19 protein-coding genes are annotated in these 23,545 nt (G+C 71.8%); 13 read left to right on the top strand and 6 right to left on the bottom strand.

Features of this window, described 5'->3' with window-relative positions; genetic code table 11:
* Both AB0I94_RS09435 and AB0I94_RS09440 read left to right on the top strand, forming a co-directional pair.
* Positions 1 to 2,475 carry a KR domain-containing protein gene (locus AB0I94_RS09435; protein ID WP_363308872.1) on the top strand — a complete coding sequence of 825 codons (2,475 nt, stop codon included), beginning with the start codon at positions 1 to 3 and terminating at the stop codon, positions 2,473 to 2,475.
* Positions 2,476 to 2,592: 117 nt separating this feature from the next.
* A complete protein-coding gene (locus tag AB0I94_RS09440; protein WP_363308873.1) occupies positions 2,593 to 3,012 on the top strand; it encodes an ester cyclase in 420 nt (139 codons plus the stop codon).
* Between the two features lie 46 nt (positions 3,013 to 3,058).
* On the opposite strand, the gene AB0I94_RS09445 is transcribed toward AB0I94_RS09440, so the two are convergent.
* Positions 3,059 to 3,538, bottom strand: a complete 480-nt coding sequence (locus AB0I94_RS09445; protein WP_363308874.1) for a nuclear transport factor 2 family protein — start codon at positions 3,536 to 3,538, stop codon at positions 3,059 to 3,061.
* A gap of 136 nt (positions 3,539 to 3,674) precedes the next feature.
* Here AB0I94_RS09445 and AB0I94_RS09450 point away from each other — a divergent pair, with 136 nt between their 5' ends.
* From AB0I94_RS09450 to AB0I94_RS09465, 4 genes are all read left to right on the top strand, one after another.
* Positions 3,675 to 4,628: an SDR family NAD(P)-dependent oxidoreductase gene (locus AB0I94_RS09450; RefSeq protein WP_363308875.1), complete on the top strand. Its 954-nt coding sequence runs from the start codon at positions 3,675 to 3,677 to the stop codon at positions 4,626 to 4,628.
* The gene (locus AB0I94_RS09455; protein ID WP_363308876.1) at positions 4,625 to 6,106 is read left to right on the top strand and encodes a cytochrome P450; all 1,482 of its coding nucleotides are present in this window, start codon (positions 4,625 to 4,627) and stop codon (positions 6,104 to 6,106) included. The genes AB0I94_RS09450 and AB0I94_RS09455 overlap by 4 nt, the downstream gene beginning before the upstream one ends.
* A 164-nt stretch (positions 6,107 to 6,270) precedes the next feature.
* Positions 6,271 to 7,071, top strand: a complete 801-nt coding sequence (locus AB0I94_RS09460) for an SAM-dependent methyltransferase (RefSeq protein ID WP_363308877.1) — start codon at positions 6,271 to 6,273, stop codon at positions 7,069 to 7,071.
* Between the two features lie 101 nt (positions 7,072 to 7,172).
* The gene (locus tag AB0I94_RS09465; protein WP_363309030.1) at positions 7,173 to 8,078 is read left to right on the top strand and encodes a HipA family kinase; all 906 of its coding nucleotides are present in this window, start codon (positions 7,173 to 7,175) and stop codon (positions 8,076 to 8,078) included.
* Positions 8,079 to 8,141: 63 nt separating this feature from the next.
* Here AB0I94_RS09465 and aceB read toward each other — a convergent pair whose 3' ends face one another.
* On the bottom strand, positions 8,142 to 9,761 hold the full coding sequence (gene aceB, locus AB0I94_RS09470) for a malate synthase A (RefSeq protein WP_363308878.1): 1,620 nt from the start codon (positions 9,759 to 9,761) through the stop codon (positions 8,142 to 8,144).
* A 226-nt stretch (positions 9,762 to 9,987) separates the two neighbouring features.
* Positions 9,988 to 10,587 (bottom strand): nucleotidyltransferase family protein, encoded by a 600-nt coding sequence (locus AB0I94_RS09475; protein WP_363308879.1) that lies wholly within the window; start codon positions 10,585 to 10,587, stop codon positions 9,988 to 9,990.
* Positions 10,588 to 10,807: 220 nt separating this feature from the next.
* On the opposite strand from AB0I94_RS09475, the gene AB0I94_RS09480 reads away from it, so the two are divergent.
* Positions 10,808 to 11,122 carry a DUF5955 family protein gene (locus AB0I94_RS09480; RefSeq protein ID WP_363308880.1) on the top strand — a complete coding sequence of 105 codons (315 nt, stop codon included), beginning with the start codon at positions 10,808 to 10,810 and terminating at the stop codon, positions 11,120 to 11,122.
* 599 nt (positions 11,123 to 11,721) lie between these two features.
* On the opposite strand, the gene AB0I94_RS09485 is transcribed toward AB0I94_RS09480, so the two are convergent.
* Positions 11,722 to 12,411 (bottom strand): ABC transporter ATP-binding protein, encoded by a 690-nt coding sequence (locus AB0I94_RS09485; RefSeq protein WP_363308881.1) that lies wholly within the window; start codon positions 12,409 to 12,411, stop codon positions 11,722 to 11,724.
* Complete coding sequence (locus AB0I94_RS09490) at positions 12,408 to 13,493, bottom strand: ABC transporter permease (RefSeq protein WP_363308883.1); 1,086 nt, start codon at positions 13,491 to 13,493, stop codon at positions 12,408 to 12,410. Before AB0I94_RS09490 ends, AB0I94_RS09485 begins: the two co-directional genes overlap by 4 nt.
* A 302-nt stretch (positions 13,494 to 13,795) precedes the next feature.
* Between AB0I94_RS09490 and AB0I94_RS09495 the strand changes: the two genes are divergently transcribed.
* The 6 genes from AB0I94_RS09495 to AB0I94_RS09520 all read left to right on the top strand — a co-directional run bounded on the left by AB0I94_RS09495 (position 13,796) and on the right by AB0I94_RS09520 (position 22,344).
* Complete coding sequence (locus tag AB0I94_RS09495; protein ID WP_363308884.1) at positions 13,796 to 15,019, top strand: sensor histidine kinase; 1,224 nt, start codon at positions 13,796 to 13,798, stop codon at positions 15,017 to 15,019.
* Between the two features lie 8 nt (positions 15,020 to 15,027).
* On the top strand, positions 15,028 to 15,660 hold the full coding sequence (locus AB0I94_RS09500; protein ID WP_363308885.1) for a response regulator transcription factor: 633 nt from the start codon (positions 15,028 to 15,030) through the stop codon (positions 15,658 to 15,660).
* Positions 15,661 to 15,775: 115 nt separating this feature from the next.
* The gene (locus AB0I94_RS09505) at positions 15,776 to 16,996 is read left to right on the top strand and encodes a class I SAM-dependent methyltransferase (protein ID WP_363308886.1); all 1,221 of its coding nucleotides are present in this window, start codon (positions 15,776 to 15,778) and stop codon (positions 16,994 to 16,996) included.
* Between the two features lie 85 nt (positions 16,997 to 17,081).
* The gene (locus AB0I94_RS09510) at positions 17,082 to 20,288 is read left to right on the top strand and encodes an amino acid adenylation domain-containing protein (protein ID WP_363308887.1); all 3,207 of its coding nucleotides are present in this window, start codon (positions 17,082 to 17,084) and stop codon (positions 20,286 to 20,288) included.
* Positions 20,285 to 21,601 (top strand): nucleotide disphospho-sugar-binding domain-containing protein, encoded by a 1,317-nt coding sequence (locus tag AB0I94_RS09515; RefSeq protein WP_363308888.1) that lies wholly within the window; start codon positions 20,285 to 20,287, stop codon positions 21,599 to 21,601. The genes AB0I94_RS09510 and AB0I94_RS09515 overlap by 4 nt, the downstream gene beginning before the upstream one ends.
* Positions 21,598 to 22,344, top strand: a complete 747-nt coding sequence (locus AB0I94_RS09520; protein WP_363308889.1) for a class I SAM-dependent methyltransferase — start codon at positions 21,598 to 21,600, stop codon at positions 22,342 to 22,344. Before AB0I94_RS09515 ends, AB0I94_RS09520 begins: the two co-directional genes overlap by 4 nt.
* Here AB0I94_RS09520 and AB0I94_RS09525 read toward each other — a convergent pair.
* Positions 22,316 to 23,443 carry a cytochrome P450 gene (locus tag AB0I94_RS09525; protein ID WP_363308890.1) on the bottom strand — a complete coding sequence of 376 codons (1,128 nt, stop codon included), beginning with the start codon at positions 23,441 to 23,443 and terminating at the stop codon, positions 22,316 to 22,318. The genes AB0I94_RS09520 and AB0I94_RS09525 overlap by 29 nt on opposite strands.
* Between the last annotated feature and the right edge of the window lie 102 nt (positions 23,444 to 23,545).

The raw sequence follows: 23,545 nt of genomic DNA on the forward strand, positions 1-23,545 counted from the left end.
GTGACCGACCTGCCTGAGGAGGAAGGAAACCGCACCATGACACCCGTACGCGAACGGCCGCCCCCGCCGGTCTCCGCCGACGCCGCGGCCAACGCCTCGGTACAGGCGGTGAGCCGGATGGAATGGCAGCTCACCGCCCTGCCGACGCCCGCCGCAGACCCCGCGCGCCTGGTGGGGATGCGGGTCCTGCTCCTCGGCGGCGACCGGGAGACCGCCGCGGCCGTGGAGCGTGAACTGACCGGGCACGGAGCCCTGGTACGACGCCACAAGGCGGCTCATGAGCCCCCCGGGGCCCCCGGGGCAGGCGGCGACGCTGTGGACGCGATCGTCGACCTGACCGTGGGCACCGGTCCCGGCGACCCGGGCGACTCCGGCGACCCGGGCGAGGCCTGGCGCGAGCCGCTCCTCGAGACGGTGGCCGCGCTGCGCGAGCACTACGACGACTGGTCCGCCGAGACATCGGCGCGGCGCCTGTACTACCTGGCCGTGACCTATCTGGGCGGCGGCATGGGCCATCACCCCCAGGACGATATGGTGCAGCCGCTCGGTGGCATCTGGGCGGGTCTTGCGAAGACGCTGCACCGCGAACTGCCGAACTGCAACGCGCGCGTCGTCGACACGAGCCTGTCCGCCGTGGCAGGCCTGCCCGGCATCGTCGCCGCCGAACTGGGCAGGCCCGGCGAGCTGGAGGTCGGTCACCGCGAGGGGCAGCGGCTGACTCTCACACCCGTCGCCCGGCCGGCCGGGGAGCCCGCCGTCCCGCTGGGCCCCGACGACTGTGTGCTGATCTCCGGCGGCGGCCGGGGCATCGGCTGGGAACTGGCCCGCTCGCTGGCCGCCACCTACGGCCTGCGGGTCGTGGTGACGGGCCGGGAGGAACTCCCCACCGGCGACGAACCGTGGTTCGGTGCGGGGGAGAGCGAACTCAAGGCGTACGAGCAGGAGGTGTGGGCCCGGCTGCGGCAGGGGGTGACGCCGGTCGAGATACGGCGGGACATCGCCCGTACCCGCCGCCTGTGGGAACTCGCGACCAACATCACCGAAGCCAGGTCCAGCGGGCTGCGCGTCGACTACGCCCGGTGCGACTTCACCGACCTGGAGCAGGTGCGCGCCCTCCTGGCGCGTGAGGGCGCCGCGCTGACCGGGGTCGTGCACAACGCCGGGGTGGACACCGCGGCGAGGCTGCCCAAGAAGACCGACGAGGAGATCCTGCGGACCGTCCGCACCAAGATCGGGGGTTTCCTCAACCTCTTCGGTGAACTGCGGGAGCACCGGCTCAAGTTCTTCTGCAGCGTCGGCTCCCTCACCGGCCGGCTCGGCGGGATGGTCGGCCAGCTCGAGTACGCGGCGGCCAACGAAGGTCTGGCCCGGCTCGGCCGGTGGGCAGGACGCCGCGCGGACTTCCCCGTGATGACGCTCGCCTGGCCGACCTGGGACCGCATCGGTCTCATCTCCAACTTCTCGGCGACGCTGCGCTACATGGCGGCCATCGACATCACCGACGGCCTCGCCAAGTGGCAGGCGGAGCTGCGGGCGGGATCCGAGGGCGAGGTCACTTTCGTGGGACCGCTGGGCAGGGCGATGAGCCCCGGCCAGGCCACCGACTATCCCGTCGTGCCCGACCTGCCGGGCTTCACCGGCACCTATCCGCGGATCTTCCACCTCGGCGAAGTGACCACGTACAAGCCGCACGTCCGCATGGTGTCGCGGGTGACGTTCGACCGTGACCGGGCGCCGGTCCTCGGCGACTTCCTGGTGGACGGCGCGGCGGCGGTCCCCGTGAGCGTCCTCCTGGAGAGCGCGGTGCGCGGTGCGGAGTGGATCGTCCCCGAGGACTTCCCTCAGCTGCGGGCCGGCTCACTGGAAGAGGTCGTCGTACCGCTCGACCTGCTGCGGCTCGACGCGGAACCCACCGTGTGGGAGCGCGAGGTGAGCGGCGCCCACGAGGGTGACACCTGGGTGGTCGACGTGCGGTTCAGGCGAGTGTCGGACGCCGGGGACGGACCCGAGGCGAGCCTGCGCGTCGTCCACGAGCCGGGCGGCACCCGCTCCGCCGCCCTGCCGCGGCCCGATGTGAAACCGACGACCGTCTGGCGCTCCGGCCCGCCACTGCTGAGCTGGCGTGCGTCGGTGGTGCCCGCCGCCGTCTGGTCCGAAGGGCCGGACAGCCGCCTGACCGCCGTGGTGCGGCCGTGCGTCCCCAACGACCTGTGGGCGACGCTCCACGCGCCGCGCACCGCGCTGCCGGTCTCCGCACTGGAGAACGTGATCCGGGCCTGCGCCAGCCAGGGCGAAGGTGTTTCGGTCGCGAAGGACCCGTTGGTCATCGGCCGTATCGCACTCCATTCACAGGAGTCCGGAGATTCCCTCATCGAAGGGGATCCGGCCCTCGGGGTGTGGAGAGTGAAGAACTCAGAATCGGGCGCTCCCGTCATGACCGTTTCGGGATTGCGCGGCCCGGTCGGAAATGGTTGACCGCTGCCCTCGGGAATGACACGGTTGAATTCGGCAGAAAATACACTGCACGGAAAATGAACTGCACGGAAATTCGCTGCACGTAGAAGCACTGCACGTAAATCAGGGAAGGTACACATGTCGAAGCTGCTGGAGAACAAGGCCGTACTGGAGCGCTACTACGAGGAGTGCCTCAACAAGGGCAACCTCGATGTGATCTACGAGGGTGCCGGCGATGACCACATCAGCCACGGAACGGCCCCGAACGGCAAGGAGGGCGTCGAGCACCTCAAGGAGTGGGTGCGGCTCCAGCGCGCGTCCTTCCCCGACCTCCATGTGACGGTCGACGACTGGATCCTGGAGGACGAGAAGGTCGTCAGCCGGTTCACCGCGCGCGGCACCCACACCGGGGAGCCCTACGAGGGCGTGCCGGCCATCGGCCGGGAGTTCGCCGTCAGCGGCATCGTGATCGACGCCTTCGACGGCGGGAAGATCGTGGAGAGCTGGTTCTCGCTCGACGGGCTCGACCTCGCCAAGCAGTTGGGCGCCCTGGGGTGAAACCACCGGCCCCGGCACCTGGTGGTGCCGGGGCCGGTGCGCGACGTCAGCCCTGCCGGACGGAGCGGGCGTACGCGTCGGTGATGGGTTCGGCGCGTGCCTCCGCGTTGCCGGACGCGGCGATGGAGTCCAGTGCCCGCTGGAGGACGACGGTGTCCTCCAGGGTGTGGATCTCGGTGATCTTGCCCCACTTCAGATACATGAACTGGGTCATGATGTTGTCGTAGCGGGTGCCGTCGGGCAGCGGCCCGCCGATGCGCACCCGGGTCGCGACCTTGGTCATCCAGGGGCCGCCGGAGATGATGATTTCCAGCGGCTCGAAACCGGCGTCGGGAATGAGCCTGAAGACCCGCTGCCACCACAGGCTCATCGCCTCGACGGTGTGCCGCTCACCGGAGAGCGCGTGCTCGCCGTAGAAGACGTAGGTGAACTCCGGTGCCAGCGTGTCCACCATGGACTGCCAGTTCCCGGCGTTGATGTCGGCAAAAGCCTTACGGAGCTTGGCGGCAACGATTCGGTGGTACATAAACTGCCTTCCGAGCGCGCGGGCCGCTTTTTTGCCACAGCCCCCTGAATTGTTTTCCGCTGACGCTTCAATTGATACCACGGCGCCCCGCACAGGGATATACCCCCAGGATCGGGGCGGAGAATAGGAGAGTGGGATGACGACAGCCCTGCCCGTGCTGATCACCGGCTGTTCCTCCGGGATCGGCCGCGCCTGCGCCCTGCGGATGCACAGGGACGGCCTGACCGTGTACGCCACGGCACGCAGGCCGGAAACCCTTGCTCCGCTGGCTGCCGAAGGAATCCGGACGCTGCGCCTGGACGTCACCGACGAAGCGAGCATGCGCGAGGTCGTCGACCTCATCGAGGCCGAGCACGGCTCGGTCGGCGCCCTGGTCAACAGCGCCGGATACGCGATGTCGGGCGTCGTGGAGGAGGCAGGCCTGGACGACATGCGGCGGCAGTTCGAGACCAATGTGTTCGGCCTCGCCCGGCTCAGCCAGCTGGTGCTGCCCGCGATGCGGGCCGCGCGGCGCGGAACCATCGTCAACGTCTCGTCCATCTTCGGCCGTTACGCGGTCCCCGGCGGTGGCTTCTACCAGGCGTCCAAGCACGCGGTCGAGGCACTGAGCGACGCCCTTCGACTCGAGGTGGCGGACTTCGGCGTCCGCGTCGTCCTCATCGAGCCGGGCCCGGTGCGCACCACCGACTTCGGCGCCACCTACGTGGCCAACCTCAAGCCCGTGAGCAAGGACTACGACGAGTTCCGCCGACGCACGGCCGAGTACTTCGACGCCATCTACACGGGCAGCCGGCGCTCCCTCGCCGGCACCTTCGCCATCCAGGCCGACGATGTCGCCCGGGTGGTGGAGCGGGCAGTACGCAGCGCCCGCCCGAGCGCCCGCTACCCCGTCGGGTTCCTCGCCCGCAGCACCCTCGTCCTGCGCAGGCTGGCCCCTGACGTCGTCTTCGACAACCTCTTCGTGCGGCGCGTGTTCCCGGTGCCCCGCGACGAGGCCCGCCGCGCCGTCCGCGGCGCCACTCCGATCGACGAAGCGCGCCGCACGACGACGCCGCGCCCCCAGCCCCGCCACGAAGGAGACCGCCGATGACCGCCACCACAGCCCCCGCGACCACACCCCGCGGTGCCGCCCGCGCTCCCGGCCCCAAGGGAGTGCCGCTGCTCGGCAGCCTCGGCCCCTGGCGCCGCAACACCGCCGAGTTCCTCCTCGGCCTGCAGCGTGACCACGGCGAGACCGTGCGCATGCGGCTCGGACCGATGACGGTCCATCAGATCACCGGTCCCGAAGCGGTGCAGCAGGTCCTGGTGAAGAACCACGCGAACTACGTACGCGGCCCGCTCTACGAGCAGTTCAGCGTCGTCATGGGCAAGGGTCTTCTCACCTCGGACGGAGACTTCTGGCGCGGGCACCGCCGGGCGGTCCAGCCGGCGTTCCAGAAGAACACCATCCTCGACATCGTCCCGAACATCGTCACGGCCACGAACGAGATGCTCGACGACTGGGACGCCAAGGCCGCGCGCGACGAGCCCGTCGACCTGATGACCGAGATGCTCAGGCTCACCCTGATCACGCTCAGCCGCTCCCTCTTCGCCTACGACATCAAGCCCTCGTCCCGGGTGCTCAAGCACATTGTCGACGACGTGGTCGAAGTGATGTTCCGGCGCGGCACGCCGTCCGAGATGCTGCCGTCCTGGCTGCCCACCGACCGCAAGCACAAGATCGCCCGCATCCACCGGGTCTTCGACAAGATCGTCGCCGATGTCCGCGAGAACTACGCGCGCACCGGCGAGGGTTCGCTGATATCCCTGATGGAACAGGCCGAGGACCCCGTCACCGGCGAGCCCTGGACCGATCAGGAGTTGCGCGACGAGCTCCTGACCATCTACCTGGCGGGGCACGAGACGACCGCGGTGTCGCTGTGCTGGACCCTGCTCTCGATCGCCAACCACCCGCCCGTGCAGGAGGAGTTGGACGCGGAGATCGACCAGGTCCTCGGCGGTGGCCTTCCGGACAAGCAGAACACCGACGGGCTGACGTACACCAAAATGGTGGTGGACGAGAGCCTGCGGATGTATCCGCCGATCTGGATCTTTCCCCGGGCCGCCGTCGGCCCGGACAACCTGGGCGGCTACGACATCGAAGCCGACTCGTCGATCCTTCTCTCACCCCTCGTGTCCCACCACAACCCGCTCCACTGGGACAACCCGCTCGCCTTCGACCCGTACCGCTTCACCGCGCAGGCCGTGAAGGAACGCCCGCGCATGGCCTACTTCCCGTTCGGCGCGGGGCCGCGGCAATGCATCGGCAACACCATGGCGCTGCTCGAACTGCGGACCATCGTCACGATGATCAACCAGCGGTTCAAGCTGAGCATGATCCCGGGCCACGCCCTGCAGTACGGCTCGCCGGTCATCTCGCTGCGCCCCCTGCAGGACGTCATGGTGCGCCTGACGGCACGCGACCGCCCGGCGGCCGGGCGCGTCACCGCGCCCGCGTCCGCACCCGCGTCCACGGCGCCGGTTCCGGCCGCGCAGAAGTGCCCGGTCACCGGCGGCTCGGAGGGTTGATGCGCCGTTGGAACGGACCGCCGGGATCTCTCCTCTGACGCTCGCTCAACTTCGGGTGGCCCGCCCCCTGGTGGAGCCCTGACGGTGTCAAGCTGTTCGAGGAAGGGGCCGGCCCGCTGTAGCGTCTGAAGTCTCTTGTCAGCGGTGAAGAGCGGAGCGGGCCCATGCACAGCGCAGGCGATCGGATAGACACGTCGACGGCACATTCGGCGCGGGTGTACGACTACATCCTGGGAGGCAAGGACCACTACCCTGTCGACGCTGAGGCGGGCGACGCCATGTGCGCGCACTGGCCGGCGCTGCCCGTGCACATGCTGGAGAACCGACGGTTCATGCACCGTGCCGGGCGCTTCCTCGCCCGAGAGCAAGGCGTCCGGCAGTTCCTCGATATCGGCACCGGTCTTCCCACCGCCCCCAACCTGCACGAGGTGGTGCAGGAGGTGGCACCGGAGTCCCGCCTGGTCTACGTCGACAACGACCCCATCGTCCTGGCCCACGCCCGCGCCCTCCTGCAGAGCTCGGCCGAGGGAGCGACCGCCTACGTCGACGCCGACATGCACGACCCGGACACCATTTTGGACAGTCCCGAATTCCGTGCGCTGATCGATGTGAACGAGCCGGTCGGCCTGATGATCATCGGGATTCTGCACTTCATCCTGCCGCCGGACGACCGGCGCTTGGTGCGGCGACTGCTCGAACCGCTCCCGCCGGGCAGCTTCCTGGCGATGACCATCGGCACCGCCGACTTCGCGCCCGAGGAGGTCGGCCGGGTCGCCGAGGAGTACGCCCAGCAGGGCATGCCCATGGCCCTGCGCGACCTGCCGACCGCCACCTCCCTCTTCGACGGGATGGACCTGGTCGACCCCGGGATCACCCAGGTTCACAAGTGGCGGCCGGGCCCCGAGCAGGACGGCATCGACGACCGGGCCATCGCCATGTACGGGGCGGTGGCGCGTAAGCGCTGACAAGGCGGGCCTGCCTCCCGAGATGAGTGCTCCTTACTATGCTGAGCGCTGGAATTGGTCGTGGAAAGCAAGGGAATGGAGCGGTGGGACCTTTGGGCACGCTGAGGGAGGTCACCGCAACCCGCTACATCGAGCCCTTGCGGGCCGGCGGCTCCGTGCCCGGTGTCGTCGAGGCCGACGACCTGGGGACGTACGTCGTGAAGTTCACCGGGTCGGCGCAGGGCCGCAAGGCGCTGGTCGCCGAGATCATCGTCGGTGAGTTGGCCCGCCACCTCGGCCTGCGCTTCCCCGAACTCGTCCTGGTCCACTTCGACCCGGCGGTCGCGGCGGACGAGCCGCACCAGGAGGTCCGGGACCTCCTTGACGCCAGCGCCGGGCTCAACCTGGGCATGGACCTCCTGCCGGGCGCGGTGGACTTCACCCCCGAGGCGCTGGACGTGGGCCCGCTGGAGGCGGGCAAGGTGGTGTGGCTGGACGCCCTCACCGCGAACGTCGACCGCACGGTGCACAGCTCGAACCTGATGATCTGGCCCACGTTCTTCGGCGTCCATGAGCCTCGCCTGTGGCTGATCGACCACGGCGCGGCCCTGGTCTTCCACCACCGCTGGGGCGCGTCCGCGCCCGACAAGGCGTACGACTTCCGGCACCACGCCCTCGGGGGATACGCCCCCGATACGGCCGCCGCCGACGCGGAACTCGCCCCCCTCGTCACGGAGGCGGCGCTGCGCGAGATCGCCGGTCTCGTGCCGGACGCGTGGCTGGCGGACGAGCCGGGGTTCTCCTCACCCGCCGAGGTGCGGGAGGCGTACGTCGGCTTCCTGCTCGCCCGTGCGCGGACGTCGGCGGCCTGGCTGCCGCGGGAGTTCCCCAGCCGGGGAGAGCTTGCCGCCGCCGACGCCAGGCGCGCTGCCGCTACGGAGAAGGGGCGTCCGGCCTGGCTGAAGCGGGTCCCTGACCTGCACGGGAAGCCGGCTGCCGAACAGGACTGGTCCTCGCACCTCGGCTAGCTCATGCCAAGGCCCCCGGCGCTGTGCGGTGCCGGGGGCCTCGTCATGAACTCCGCTGGGGAATCAGCGCAGCTGCTCGTAGGCCGGGAGCGTCAGGAAGTCCGCGTAGTCCGCGTCCAGGGAGACCTGGAGCAGGAGGTCGTGGGCCTGCTGCCACTTGCCTGCCGCGAAGGCCTCCTCGCCGATCTCGGCGCGGATGGCGGCCAGTTCACCGGCGGCCACCTCGCGCGCCAGGTCGGCGGTGGCGGTCTGACCGTTCTCGAAGACGACGCCCGCGTTGATCCACTGCCAGATCTGCGAGCGCGAGATCTCGGCGGTGGCCGCGTCCTCCATGAGGTTGAAGATGGCGACGGCGCCGAGGCCGCGCAGCCAGGCCTCGATGTAGCGGATGCCGACCTGGACGGCGTTGACCAGGCCGTCGTACGTGGGCTTCGCGTCGAGGGAGTCGATGGCGATCAGGTCCTCGGGAGCGACCTTCACGTCCTCGCGCAGCCGGTCCTTCTGGTTGGGCTTCTCGCCGAGGACCGCGTCGAACGACTTCATCGCGATCGGGACCAGGTCCGGGTGCGCGACCCAGGAGCCGTCGAAGCCGTCGCCCGCCTCGCGGTCCTTGTCGTTCTTGACCTTCTCGAAGGCGACCTTGTTGACCTCCGCGTCCTTGCGGGACGGGATGAACGCCGCCATGCCGCCGATCGCGTGCGCGCCGCGCTTGTGGCAGGTGCGGACGAGGAGTTCGGTGTACGCCCGCATGAAGGGGGCGGTCATCGTCACGAGGTTGCGGTCCGGCAGGACGAACTTCGAGCCGCCGTCACGGAAGTTCTTGACGATGGAGAAGAGGTAGTCCCAGCGGCCCGCGTTCAGGCCCGACGCGTGGTCGCGCAGCTCGTAGAGGATCTCCTCCATCTCGTACGCGGCCGTGATCGTCTCGATGAGGACCGTGGCGCGGACGGTGCCCTGCGGGACGCCGACGTAGTCCTGCGCGAAGACGAAGATGTCGTTCCAGAGGCGGGCCTCCAGGTACGACTCCGTCTTCGGGAGGTAGAAGTACGGGCCCTTGCCGAGCTCGATGAGGCGCTTGGCGTTGTGGAAGAAGTAGAGGCCGAAGTCGACGAGCGCGCCGGGGATCGGCTGCCCCTCGAACTGCAGGTGGCGCTCGTCCAGGTGCCAGCCGCGCGGGCGCATGACGACGGTGGCGAGCTCGTCGGCGTCCTTGAGGGAGTACGACTTGCCGCTGCGGTCGTCCGTGAAGTCGATGCGGCGCTCGTAGGCGTCGGTGAGGTTGAGCTGCCCGAGGATCACGTTCTCCCAGGTGGGCGCCGAGGCGTCCTCGAAGTCCGCGAGCCAGACCTTGGCGCCCGAGTTCAGGGCGTTGATGGTCATCTTGCGGTCGGTCGGCCCGGTGATCTCGACGCGGCGGTCGTTCAGGGCGGCCGGTGCCGGTGCCACCTTCCAGGAGTCGTCCGCGCGGATGGCGGCGGTCTCCGGGAGGAAGTCGAGCGTGGAGGTGCGGGCGATCTCGGCGCGGCGCTCGGCGCGGCGGGTGAGGAGTTCGTCACGGCGCGGCGTGAAGAGCCGGTGCAGCTCGGCCACAAAGGCGAGGGCCGCGTCGGTGAGGACCTCCTCCTGCCGCGGCAGAGGCTCCGCGTCGACGATGGCCAGCGGGGACTGCGCTGGTGCGGACATGAGCTGTCACTTCCTTCAGCGAGCTTCACAGGTGGTGCCGCGGCGGCCGCCGGGCATTCGCGGTGACACTCAGTGCCACAGGAGCCGAGATACGGTCGTGGACCCCACTTGCGGGAACGGGTGCTTCTGAACAGTGGATACTAGTTTCCTCATAGTGGAAGTTCAATCGTCTGTTGATGTCGAGATTCTCTTCATCGACAGAACGTGTCGCTGAGTGCCATGCCGGTCACTCAAGGTGGATCAGGTCGGCGGGGGTGTCGATGTCGTACGCCTGGGCCACGTCCCCGCACTCCACGAGCGCGATCTCCCCGGCGTGTTCCTTCAGATAGGCACGCGCCCCGCGGTCACCCACAGCGCTCGCCGCGATGCCCGCCCAGTGGTCCGCGCCGAAGAGCACGGGATGGCCGCGCTCGCCGTCGTACGCGGCCGCCGCGAGCGTGGCGGGCGAGGAGAAGGCGGCGTGCACCCGGGCCACCGCGGCGGGGCCGATGCCCGGCTGATCGACGAGGGAGACGAGGGCGGCGTCCGTGCCGTCCCCGGCGTCGCGGAGCGAAGCAAGCCCGGCCCGCAGCGATGAGCCCATACCCTCCTGCCAGTCCGGGTTGTCGATCAGTACGCAGCCCGGGAGCGAGGCCTTCTCGCGTACGGCATCGGCGTCCGCGCCGAGTACCACGTGCACGCGCGTGCATCCGCCCTCGCGCAGAACGCGGACCGCGTGCTCCACGAGGGGTCGCCCCTGGTGGCCGAGGAGCGCTTTCGGCCGGCCGCCGAGGCGTCGCCCGCCGCCCGCGGCGAGGAGAAGTCCGGCGATCATCGGATTCGTCATGGCTCCTGCATACCGCACCCCGTCCGCGCGGTCCCGGTGGCCGGGGGCTCTCCCGGCATTCTCCCGGGGCCGGAGGCGGTGTGTTCCGGCCATAAAGTGGCGCGTCCCGCTTCCCGTGGCGTTTACTGGCCCGCGTCCCCCTGGTGTCTGACCAACGCCGTGCGGGGTCGGCAAGATCGGAACGAGTACGTGCGCGCGAGGTCGCGCGAGGGGGAGAGCTGTGTTGCGGAGCGTGGGGCAGAGGCGAGTGACCGGCAGCGATGAGGATCCGCGCGTCGCGGAGTTGAGCACGGCGGTGTCACGACTGCGCCGTGAGCTCGCCGCTCATCCGGCCGAGTTCCCCGACCGGGGCATCGCCGAGGACGAGCTCGCGGCGCTGGCCGCGATGGCTCGAAGCGGCGCCCCGGAGGTGCCGCGGCTGCGACGCTCCCTGCTCCTGGTCGCCGGAGCGATCGGCTCGGTCAGCGCCCTGTCCTCGGGCCTCGCGGCGGTCAGAGGAGCGGTAGAACTCTTCGGCGACCCGGGCCCGAGGTAAACGCTGCCGCTGCGCTCCGGCCTGCGAACTGGGTGCGGCGGGGCGGGCGGGGCGGTTGTGGCGCGGCGCGCGGACGAGTCGTGGCGTGGCGCGGGACGGGTTGTGGTGCGGCGCGTAGGCCGGTCGTGGCGCGGTGCGCGAACCAGGTGTGATCCGGTCGGCGGCCAGATGTGGAGCGGTGTGCAGACCGGTGGTGGCTCCGCGTGCGGCCAGTTGCGGCGCGGCGTGTGGGCCGGGCGTGGTGCGGTGCGCGAACCAGGTGTGATCCGGTCGGGCGGTCAGATGTGGAGCGGTGTGCAGAGGTGGTGACTCCGCGCGCGGCCAGTTGTGGCGTGGCGTGTGGGCCGGTCGTGGTGCGGTGCGCGAACCAGGTGTGATCCGGTCGGGCGGTCAGATGTGGAGCGGTGTGCAGACCGGTAGTGGCTCCGCGCGCGGCCAGTTGTGGCGTGGCGCGCGGACCGGCTCTGGCCCTGCGCGCGGACCAGATGTGGTCCCGCGGGTGGAGCAGCCCTTGCCGGTTGTGCTGAGCTCGTTCTCAGATGTCGGGCGGGGTGGAAAGCCTTGCTCCGGTCGGCAGGCTGTGGCGAGCCGCGTTCTTCTCAGGTGCCTGACGGGCCGGGAATCCGCACCCTGCCGTCCACCAGCTCCACCACCCGGTCGGCGACAGCCAAGCGTGCTCGGTCGTGGGTGACCAGGACTGTTGCCGTCCGCCACTCTCGCGTGAGGCGCGCGAGGAGGTCCAGGACCGCCGCTCCCCGCTCGTGGTCCAGCGCACTGGTCGGCTCGTCCACCAGAAGCACCGCGGGCTCGTTCATCAACGCCCGCGCGATGCCGACCCGTTGGCGTTGTCCGCCCGACAGCTGGTGGGGGCGTCGATGCGCGAGGTCCGCGAGGCCGACCGTGTCCAGCAGGTCTCGTGCCCGCTCCCGGACCTCGCCCGAACGTCCGCGCCCGTCCAGGCGCGCCATCAGCTCCACCTGCTCCCGTGCCGTCAGGGACGCCAGCAGGTTCGGCTGCTGGAAGACGATCCCCATCCGCCGCCGCCGCAACCGCGCACGTTCGGCCGCGGACAGCGCACCCGTCTCCGTGCCCCCGACCACCACCCGGCCCCGGTCGGGGCGCACCAGCGTCGCCGCCACCGCGAGCATGCTGGACTTCCCGGAGCCGGAAGGGCCGACGACCGCCGTCAGCGTCCCGGCCGGTACGTCGAGGCCGACGCCGTCGAGCGCCGTGAGGCGTCCCTCACCGTCCGGATACGTCAGCGTGATGTCTTCGAGCGACAGACTCATCGGGCACTCCCCAGCGCGGTCAGCGGATCGACGGCGGTGATCCGCCGGACGGACAGGCCCGCGCCCAACGCCCCGAGGGCGATCATCACGGCGGCGGGCCACAGCACGGTCGGCGGATCGAGCACGAAGGGGACGTCGCCGCCACTGATCGCGGAACCGACCACCGCCGCGATCCCCGTCCCCAGGGCCGTCCCGGCGGCCAGCATCAGCACGGCCTGTCCCAGAGCGTCCCTGAGGAGATACGGCGTGGACGCGCCGAGCGCCTTCAACACCGCGATGTCGCCCGCGCGTTGGATCGTCCACACCGTGAAGAACGCTCCTATGACCAGCGCGGAGATGACGAAGAGGAAGCCGCGCATGAGCTGCAGCGAACCGTTCTCCGCCTGGTAGGAGCCGATGGCCGTGAGCGCGCCGTCGAGAGACTTCGTCTCCGTGCCCGCCGCCTTGTCCCCGGCGGCGAGATCGATCCCGCCGCCGGTCCGCAGCGCGACGACCGTGGCCTGCTCGTCCATCGACGTACCCCGGTGGCCAAGCCGCTGCCAGTCGTCCAGCGCCGTCCATACGACGGGGGTGTGGCTGTACGAGGCATCCGACGCGACCCGCGCGACCCGCTCCTCGACCCCGCTCCCGCCGAGCCGCACCGTGTCCCCGAGGCCGACACCGAGGTCCGCCGCGGCCTTCTCCGAGAGCACGGCCTCGCCCGGCGCGACCCCGGCCGGCGCGATCCCGGAGTCCGGTTCGACGCCGAAGGCGGACACGGCAGCCGAACGGTCACCCGCGGTGGCGTTGAGGGTGCTGATGCCGATGGGCTCGGCGGACCGTACGCCTGGCCGCGTCGCCCAGCTCTCCCAGGCGCGCTGATCCAGCCGGGAGCCGGTGAAGGAGACGGACTGGCCCGGCGGCGGCGCGGCGAACGCGAGGTGGTCGGCCGGAAGGCCGGTGATCGCGGAGGTGTTCTCCCTGGCGAGCCCGGCGGTGAGCCCGGAAAGCAGCCCCACGAGCAGAGTGATGAGTACGACGACGGCTCCCATCAGGGCGAACCGCCCCTTGGCGAACCGAAGGTCTCTCCATGCGACGAACATGCCCCCACCCTCCGTCCGCGCCCGCCTCCGCCGCATCGCGCCACAGCACGCTTCACCCGAATCGAAGGAGGGAGCCCGCGATCAACCTTTCGGTTGAGGGAGGCAGGGACCGCCGCGCCTACCCTGGAGGGTCCGATGAACGCCGACACCGTCCCCGGCCACGCCCCGCCTCTCCCCGCATGACGAGGCCCCGCGGCCCCTGCCTCACCCCGCCCCGCAAGGCGCGTCGGGACCCTGGCCCCGACCTTGCCCCGCACCCGCTCCCGTACCCGACCGAGGCCCCGATACTCCGCGCCGACTCGATGCCCCCCTCCCTGCCTCCCTCCCGGACCACCCCCGTCGCCTTCGTCCTGCGGCTCTGCCTGCACGCGCTGCTCGCGGGGCTGCTCGCGCTCGCCGCTGTGCGCGCCCTGGCCGACGGCGGGCCGCGTGCGGGTGCCGTCGTGGCGGCCGTGATCGCCATGGGCGGCGTCTACGCGACGGGCACGCTCAGCCCGGCCGTGGCGCGGTCGCAGCGTGCGGCGGCCGCGTGGCTCGCGGCGCTCGGTGTGTGCTGGGTGGCGCTGATCGTTCTGTCGCCGGACGGGCTGTGGACGGCCTTCCCCCTGTACTTCCTGCAACTGCACCTGCTGCCGTTGCGCTGGGCCCTGCCCGCCGTCGCGCTGACCGCCGCTGCCGCCATCGCCAGTTTCCTGCTGCACGGTTCGCCGATGTCACCGGGTAGCTTCATCGGGCCGCTGCTCGGCGCGGCCGTGGCGGTCGCCACCGTCCTCGGGTACGAGGCGCTGTACCGGGAGAGCGAGCGGCGCCGGCAGCTGATCGACGAGCTCATGGCCACCCGGGCCGAACTCGCCGCCGCCGAGCGCACAGCGGGCACCCTCGCCGAACGCGAACGCCTCGCCCGCGAGATCCACGACACACTCGCGCAAGGCCTCTCCTCCATCCAGCTCCTGCTGCGCGCCGCGCAACGCGCCCTGCCCGCGGGATCGCCTGCCGCGCCGCACATCGAGCAGGCCCGTGCCGCCGCCCAGGACAACCTCGCGGAGGCGCGGCGCTTCGTGCGGGCCCTCAGCCCGCCCGACCTGGAGCGCGGCTCGCTGGCCGGAGCGCTCGAGCGGCTCTCCGCGTCCCCCGGGGCCGAGGTCCACGTCAAGTTCTCGGTGAGCGGTACCCCCACCGAGCTGCCCACCCCGTACGAAGTCGCGCTGCTCCGCACCGCGCAGTCCGCCCTCGCGAACACCGTCCGGCACGCCGGTGCCGGGCGCGCCGAGATCACCCTGAGTTTCATGGACACGTCCGTGTCCCTGGATGTCGTCGACGACGGGCGCGGCTTCGACCCGGCCTCGACGCCCCGCGGGGACGACGGGGGAGACGGGGGAGACGGGGGATTCGGACTGCCCGCGATGCGCGCGCGGGCCCGGTCGCTCGGCGGCACGCTGAGCGTCGAGTCGGCGCCGGGGCAGGGGACGGCCGTCGCGGTCACGCTGCCGCTTCCGACGGGGGCGCGAACGGGGGCCGGGCTGTGAGCGCCGCCGTGCCGGAGCCCATCCGGCTGCTCCTCGCCGACGATCACCCCGTCGTACGCGCCGGGCTGCGTGCCGTGCTCGACACCGAGCCGGACTTCGCCGTCGTGGCGGAGGCGGCGACGGCCGAGGCGGCGGTGTCGCTCGCCGCGAGCGGCGGCTTCGACGTCGTCCTGATGGATCTGCAGTTCGGGGCGGGGATGCACGGGGCGCAGGCCACGGCCGCGATCGCCGCCGAGCCGGGAGCGCCACGGGTGCTCATCCTGACCACGTACGACACGGACGCCGACATCCTCGCCGCGGTCGAGGCCGGGGCGGCGGGATACCTCCTGAAGGACGCACCACCCGAGGAGCTCGCCGCGGCGGTGCGGACCGCGGCAGCGGGGCAGTCCGCGCTCGCGCCCGCGATCGCCCATCGCCTGATGGACCGGATGCGGGCACCCGGAGAGGCCCTGACCGGGCGGGAGTTGGAGGTGCTGCGGCTCGTGCGTGACGGGCTCTCCAACCAGGAGGTCAGCAAGCGCCTCTTCTTGAGCCAGGCCACCGTGAAGTCACATCTGGTGCACATTTACGCGAAGTTGGGCGTCGACTCGCGTACGGCGGCGGTGGCTGTGGCGACGGGGCGGGGACTGATCCGGGGCTGAACCGGGGTGGCCCCGCGCACGGTCGGCAGGTGCGCGCATCCCTCTCCAGGCGGACTCAAGGGTTCCTCATGAGCCTTCGAGCCATCCTGTGAACCCGGCTATTACGTTCCTCCGCATGGTCACTTGCCGTATCTGCAGCGACAACGTCACCGAGTTCCTGGACTTCGGGCAGCAACCCCTCTCCGACGCCTTCCGCACGCCCGGCGAGAGCCGGCCCGAGTTCTTCTTCCGGCTCGCCGTCGGCGTGTGCGAGGGCTGCTCCATGGCCCAGCTCGTCGAAGAGGTCCCGCGTGAGCGGATGTTCCACGAGAACTACCCCTACCGTTCCTCCGGCTCCCGGGGCATGCGCGAGCACTTCGCTGCGACGGCGCGCCGCCTGATGGCCGAGGAGTGCCGGGGCGAGGACCCCTTCGTCGTGGAGATCGGCTGCAACGACGGGGTGCTGCTGCGCACCGTGCACGAGGCCGGCGTGCGGTGCCTGGGCGTCGACCCGTCGTTCGGGGTCGCCGAGGAGGCACGCGCCGAAGGCGTCCGGATCCTGGGCGAGTTCTTCGAGGAGGAGAGCGCCGTACGGATCCGGAAGGCGGAGGGCGCGGCCCAGCTCATGTACTCCGCGAACACCATCTGCCACATTCCGTACATCGATTCCGTGCTGCGGGGCGTCGACACCCTGCTGGCGCCCGGCGGGGTGTTCGTCTTCGAGGACCCGTACCTCGGCGACATCCTCCGCCGCGTCTCCTTCGACCAGATCTACGACGAGCACTTCTACTTCTTCACGGCCACCTCGGTGCGGGCCATGGCCCGCCGGTTCGGCTTCGAGCTGGTGCGGGTGGAGCGGCTGCCGGTGCACGGCGGCGAGGTGCGCTACTTCCTCGCCCGCGCCGGCGAGCGGGCGCCGGACGCGTCCGTGGCCGAACTCCTGGACGAGGAGCAACGGGAGCGGGTCGGTGAGCCCGACCGGCTCCGCGCGTTCGCCGAGCAGGTCCGCGCGGTCCGCACCGACCTGCGGGAACTGCTGACGCGGCTGCGCGACGAGGGCAGGCGGATCGTCGCCTACGGCGCCACGGCGAAGAGCGCGACGGTCGCCAACTACTGCGGGATCGGGCCTGACCTCGTGGAGTTCGTCTGCGACACCACGCCGGAGAAACAGGGCCGGCTGACGCCCGGCTCGCACATCCCGGTGCGTCCGCACGAGGCGTTCGCGTCGCCCGCGTACCCCGATTACGCGCTGCTGTTCGCCTGGAACCACGCCGAGGAAATCATGGCCAAGGAGACCGGGTTCCGCGCGTCGGGCGGACGGTGGATCACCTATGTGCCCGACGTGAAGGTCTCCTGACCCGTCGCCCCTCCCCGCGCTCCGCGCGCCTTCTGCGTGCCCCGTCCCGGCGACGCCCGCGTCCCTTCCGGAAGGTGATCCGCCCATGAACACCACCCGACCCGTGCTGTGGTCCGGCGCCGCGCGCCCCTATCCCAGCGGCAGCACCCTGGACCAGCTTTTCGACGAACAGGCCGCCTTACGTCCGGACGCCCCCGCGGCCGTGCACGGCCAGGAGCTGCTCACCTACGGCGAACTCCGTTCCCGGTCCGACCTGTTGGCCGCCCGGCTGCGGGAGTCCGGGGCGGGACCCGGCCACTTCGTGGGCGTGTGCGGCAGCCGCTCGCTGGACGCCCTCGTGGCGCTGCTCGGCGTGCTCAAGTCCGGCGCCGCGTACGTCCCGTTGGACGACGGGCTGCCGCCCGAGCGGCTGCGCGCGATGGCCGAGGACACGGGACTGCGCGTGATCGTGGCACTCGACACCGTACGAAGGCTGCCGCGCGGAAGCTGGACGCTGCTCGGGGTGTCGGCGGCGCGGGACGGTGACGGTCCGGCGCTGCCGGACGCGGAGCCGACGCTCCCGGGAACGGAGCCCGCACTCGCGGGCGCGAAGTTCATGCTCGCGGGCGCTGAACCGGCGCAGCCGGACGCCGCCGCCGGACCCGCCTACGTCATGTTCACCTCCGGCTCGACCGGGCGGCCCAAACCCGTGGTCATACCGCACCGGGGGGTGGTCCGGCTCGTGACGTCCGAGCCCGCGCTGTCGGACCCCGGGCCGCGGGACCGCGTTCTGCACTCCTGCGGCCTCTCGTCCGACGCCTCGACCATCGAGATCTGGGCGGCGCTGGTCAATGGCGCCTGCCTGGTCCTCGTCGACCAGCCGGACCTGCTCTCGCCGCCCGCCCTCGAGAAGCTGCTGCGCGCGGAGTCGGTGACCGTGGCCTATCTGACCACCAGCGTCCTCCACCTCATCGCGCGCAGCCGCCCCGAGGCCCTGTCCGGTCTCCGGCACGTCTCGGCCGGGGGCGAGGCGATGTCCCCGGCCCTGGCCCGCGCGGTGCTCGCCGCCTGCCCGGCCACCACGCTCGTCAACTTCTACGGCCCCACGGAGAACTCGGTCGTCTCCACCGCGTACGTGGTGAGTGAGGTCCCCGAGGCCCTCGAAGACACAGACCGGGTCCCGATAGGCCGCCCGATCGCCAACTCCACCTGCCTGGTGCGCCGTCCGGACGGGGGCGCTGCCGCGCCCGGCGACGAGGGTGAGCTGCTGGTCGGCGGGGACGGTCTCGCGCTCGGCTACCTGGGCGACCCCGGTCTCACCGCGGAGCGTTTCGTGCCCGACCCGTCGGAGCCGGAGCGGCCGCTGTACCGCACCGGTGACCGGGTACGGCTGCGGCCGGACGGGGAGCTGGAGTTCGTGGGCCGCCAGGACCGGCAGATCAAGCTGCGCGGCCACCGCATCGAGATCGACGAGGTGGAGGCGCGGCTGCGCGCGCAGGACGGCGTGGCGGAGGCCGCCGTGCTCGTCGCGGAACGGGACTCGGGCGAGGCGTTCCTCACCGGCTTCTACACGCCCGCGCCCGGCGCCGAGCGCGACGCGGGCGACATCCTGGCCGCCCTGCGCCAGTGGCTGCCCGACCAGGCGGTCCCGGCCCGGCTGCTGCGCCTCGACCAGCTCCCGGTGCAGCTCAACGGCAAGGTCGACCAGCGGCGGCTCGCCGCGCTCGCCGACCGGCACGGCGACGGTGCCGCGCCCGCCGGGCAGGCGCCCGAGGTGGCCGGGCTGCGGGACACGCTGGCCGAGGTGTGGCACACCACGCTCGCCGTCGACCCGGGCCCCCGCGACGACTTCTTCGCCCTGGGCGGCGACTCGCTGCTCGCCTCGGAGACGGTCAGCCGCACGCTCACCGTGCTCGGCCTGGACGCGTCCCTCGGCAGCGCGCTGGTCGCAGGGCTGCTGCGGGACCCGACGCTGGAGGGCTGGACGCGCACCGTCGCCGTGGCCCGCGACGGGGACGGCGGTCACCGGTCGCCCTCCATGGCCACGCTGCTCAAGGACGCCCGGCTGGGCTTCACGCTCCCCCCGCGCCGCGGGCCGGAGCCGCGCTGGCAGGACCCGGAGCATGTGCTGCTGACCGGTGCGACCGGCTTCCTCGGCACCTTCCTGCTCGACCGGCTGCTGCGTACGACACGGGCCCGCGTCCATCTCCCGGTGCGCGCGCGGGACGCGGAGCACGCCGGGCGCAGGGTTGCGGCGGCCCGCGCCAAGTACGGCCTTCCGCCGCTCGACCAGATCGTGGATCCGGGGCGCGTGGTGTCCCTGCCCGCCGACCTCGCGCGGCCCCGCCTCGGCCTGACCGACCGTGCGGCCGCGGAGCTGAGCGGCTGCCTCGACCTGGTGTTGCACTCCGGGGCGCAGGTCAACTTCCTCTATCCGTACTCCGAGTTGCGGGCCGTGAACGTGAGCGGCACCCGGGAGGTGCTGCGGCTCGCGGCGCCCCGCCGAGTGCCCGTGCACTTCATCTCCACCGTCGCGACCCTCGCCGGGTTCGGCACCGCGGGCGTGCGCCACGTCAGCGAGGACACACCGCTCGACCACGGCGACCACCTCACCCTCGGCTACGCGGAGAGCAAGTGGGCGGCCGAGAAGCTGGTGCTCGACGCAGGCGCGCGCGGCCTGCCGGTCTCCGTGTTCCGGCCGTACGAGATCACCGGCGAGCGGGCCGGGGGCGTCTGCAACGTCGAGACGGCGATCTGTTCGCTGTTCAAGACCGTCGCGGAGACGGGCGTCGCGCCGGACATCCCGCTGCCGCTGGACTTCGTGCCCGTCGACCACGCGGCCGCCGCCATCGCCCACATCGCCACCACGGACGAGCCGGGGCGGCGGGTCTACCACCTCACCAACCCCCGCCCCGCGGCCTTCGACGACGTGCTGCGCCGGATGCGGGCGGCGGGCTGCGAGATACGGACCCTGCCGTACCGGCAGTGGGTGCGGGAACTGGTGCGGTACGTCGCGGAGCACCCGGCGAGCGCCACGGCGCCGTTCGTCGCCCTGTGCGTGGACCGCAGCCGGGGCGCGGACATGTCCGTGAAGGAGATGTACTTCGACGGCACCTTCCCCCGGCTCGCGCGGACCAATGTGGAGCGCGCCCTCGCGGGCAGCGGCCTGGACTGCCCGCCGGTGGACGACGCGCTCCTCGACCGGTACTTGGCGTACTTCTTCGCCTCGGGCTACATCCGCCACCCGGCGCCCGACGCCACCGCCCGCGCCCATGCCGCACGGCCCACCGAGACGCCCGGGAGCCCCCGATGACGATGCGCGTCCTGTTCGTCCCGCTCGCCGCCCCCTCGCACATCACCCTGATGGTGCCGCTGGCGTGGGCGCTCCAGACCGCCGGGCACGAGGTGCGGTTCGCGGTGCCGCCCAACCATGTGGACACCGTGCTGCGTACGGGACTGATGGCGGTGCCCTTCGGTGTGGACGTCGACCTGGGCGACTCGGAGGAGGCGATGCCCGAGGACGAGGCCCCGGAGTGGGAACGGCTCGCGGGGCTCGACACCGACGGCTCGTACCGCGACGGGCAGATCCGCGACCAGGTGCTCGGCGCGATCGCCGCGTACTGCGCGGTGGACCTCCTTGAGCCCACGATGGACGAGCTGGTCGCGCTGGCCAGGGCGTGGGAGCCGGACCTGGTGGTGTGGGACAACGTCGCCTTCCACGGCTCCGTCGCGGCCCGCGCCGCCGGGGCCGCGAGCGCCCGCTCCCTCGTCGGCGTCGACCATGTGACCCGGATGCGCCGGGTGTTCCTCTCCCGGGAGGGCGCGGCGGCCGAGGAGGACGCGGTCGCCGGGCTGCTCGCCGACCGGCTCGACCGCTACGGCGCCACGTTCGACGAGGCGGTCCTGGTCGGCGACTGGACCGTCAACCCGCTGCCCGAGGCCGTCCCCGCTCCGTCGGGCCTCGCCTGCCTGTCCGTACGCCAATTGCCCTTCACGCACCTGGAGGCGCTGCCCGACTGGCTGACCGGCAAGCGGGCGGCTACCGACCCGCCCCGTGTGTGCCTCACCCTGGGCCGGTCGGTCCGGGACGTGCGGGGCAACGACAACTACGGGCTCAGCGTCCTTGACCTGCTCACCGCCGTCGACGGCCTGGACGCCGAGGTGATCGCGACGCTCACTCAGGAGCAGCTCCCGCCGGGCACGCCCGTCCCGGACAACGTCCGCCTGGTCGACTTCGTACCGATGAACGCGCTGCTGCCCACCTGCGCCGCGGTCCTTCACCACGGCGGCGCGAGCACGCTGATGGCCGCGGTGTGGGCGCGGGTGCCACAGCTCATCGTGCCCTCGGAGACCTGGGACGAACGTGAACTCGCCGCGGCCGTCGAGGGGTTCGGTGCCGGGCTGACCGTGGGCGCGGCCGAGCCCGGCGCGCGGGGCGGTCCCGGACCGCGCGCCGGCCTGACACCGGACGCGCTGCGGGCGGCGCTGACCAGGCTGCTGACCGAGCCCGCCTGGGCGAGCGGCGCTGCGGCGATGCGCCGCGCGACCCTCGCGCACCCGGCACCCAGCGAGGCGGTGCCGGTCCTGGAACGACTGACGGCCGAACTGAGGAGCCCCCACGCATGACGACGACGGACAGCGGCACCAGCATCTACGACCACGGCGACATCTACGAGGCCATCTACATGAGCCGCGGCAAGGACTATGCCGCCGAGTCGGCGCTCGTGACGTCCCTGGTGCGCGAGCGGCTGCCGAAGGCCGACTCGCTGCTGGACGTCGGCTGCGGCGCCGGCAGCCACCTCCAGTGCTTCGCCGAGCACTTCGGGCACGCCGAGGGCCTCGACCTCAGCGCGGACATGGTCCGCAAGAACGAGGAGCGCGGCACCGGCGTCCGGGTCACCCAGGGGGACATGCGGGACTTCGCGCTCGGCCGGAGCTTCGACGCGGTGGTGAGCATGTTCAACGTCGTCGCCTACTCCGCCTCGACCGACGAACTCGACGCCACGCTGGCCTCTTTCGCCCGCCATCTGACTCCCGGCGGCGTCATCGTGATCGAGCCGTGGTGGCTGCCCGAGGACTTCCTGGACGGCTATGTGGCCACCGACTCCTTCCAGTGGAAGGGCCGCAGCTACGCGCGGATGTCGCACACCGTGCGCGACGGCGACAGCAGCCACATGGAAGTGCACTACCTGGTGGCCTCCGCCGGGGAGGGCATCACGCACTTCTCCGACGTGCACCGCGCGCGGCTGTTCGGCCGCGAGGACTACGAGAACGCCATCCGGCGGGCGGGCTGTGCCGTCGAGTACGTACGCGGTGACGAGCACGCGCCGCGCGGTCTGTTCATCGGGACAGCACCGCGCGCAGCCTGACCGGTCCGCCGGTCACCGGGGCCCGGCAGCGGCGCACGAGCGGCTCCACGAGGCGGGCCCGCGGGAAGCGGTGGTCCAGCTCGGCGAGCAACGTGGCGGCGAGCAGCCGGGCCATCGGGACATACGCGTCGACGGCCGGCCCCCAGGGCGGCCGCGGCGCGTTTCCCCGTGTCTGCCGCCCGGGCCGGAAGGCGTCGGCCTCGACGTGTACGCGGGGATCACGCCCCGCCGCCTGCACGGCGATCACGACCTGTTCGCCCGACTCGATGCCGACGCCGCCCAGGGTCAGCGACGCCCGGGCGACGCGGGGCTCGAAGCGGACGGGGGGTTCGAGACGCAGGGCCTCGTCGACGGCGGCGGCGTGGGCCGACGGCAGCTCACTCGCGGTGGCGGAGCCGGACCGGGTCCCGCCCGCCTCCAGTCGGAGCGCCACGGCGTGCGCCATCACCCGTACCGCCGTGTCGGTGCCGAGCGCCCACAGCGCCAGTTCTCCGGGGCCGGTCAGCCGGTGGCGCAGCGCGTCGGCCGCGTGCACCAGTGCGCGGGCCGTACGCAGCGGGGGCGGGCAGAGCTGTGCGTCGACAAGACCCTCGGGGGCGGACTCCGCCTCCCGCGGTGTGAGGCCGAGCAGTTCGCGTACGCAGTCCCGTGCCAGGGGGCGCGCCAGCTCGGAGACCACGTCGGTCTCGCCGTCGCCCACGGCCTCCACCAGGTCCTGGCAGCGGCGGCCGACCCACGCCGCATCAGGCTCGGGCACGGGCGGTGGCGCGTCCTGGTCGAGCAGGCCGGGTACGACCACGAGGGCCTGCCCGGCCGGCCCCGGAGCAAGGCGGGGGTCCGCGAGCGCGGCCGACGCGGTCGCGTGCCGGGCCGTCACCCACGCGCCCGTGGTGCTGCGGTGCACGTCGGGCAGTTCCCACAACCGTGGGAACACCGAGGCGGGTTCACGGCCGCGCAGCAGCAGGGCGTAGGGGTCACCGGTCGCCTCCCCGCCGATCCACTGCTCGCCGCGCAGGGTGAGCAGATGCCGGGCGAGTTCGGCGTCCCCGTACCGCCGGGGGTCGAGGGCGGGGCTCGCGGACAGTGCGGTCGGGGCCATGGCATTTCCTTTCGGCAGCGCTCGAAATGAGTGCGGGAAAGGTTAATTTCAGCAGCCGCGACCACATTCTCCTTAGAGCCTTCGAATTCCCTTCTCAAGGAC

The organism is Streptomyces sp. NPDC050147 (assembly GCF_040660195.1).
Classification (GTDB): domain Bacteria; phylum Actinomycetota; class Actinomycetes; order Streptomycetales; family Streptomycetaceae; genus Streptomyces.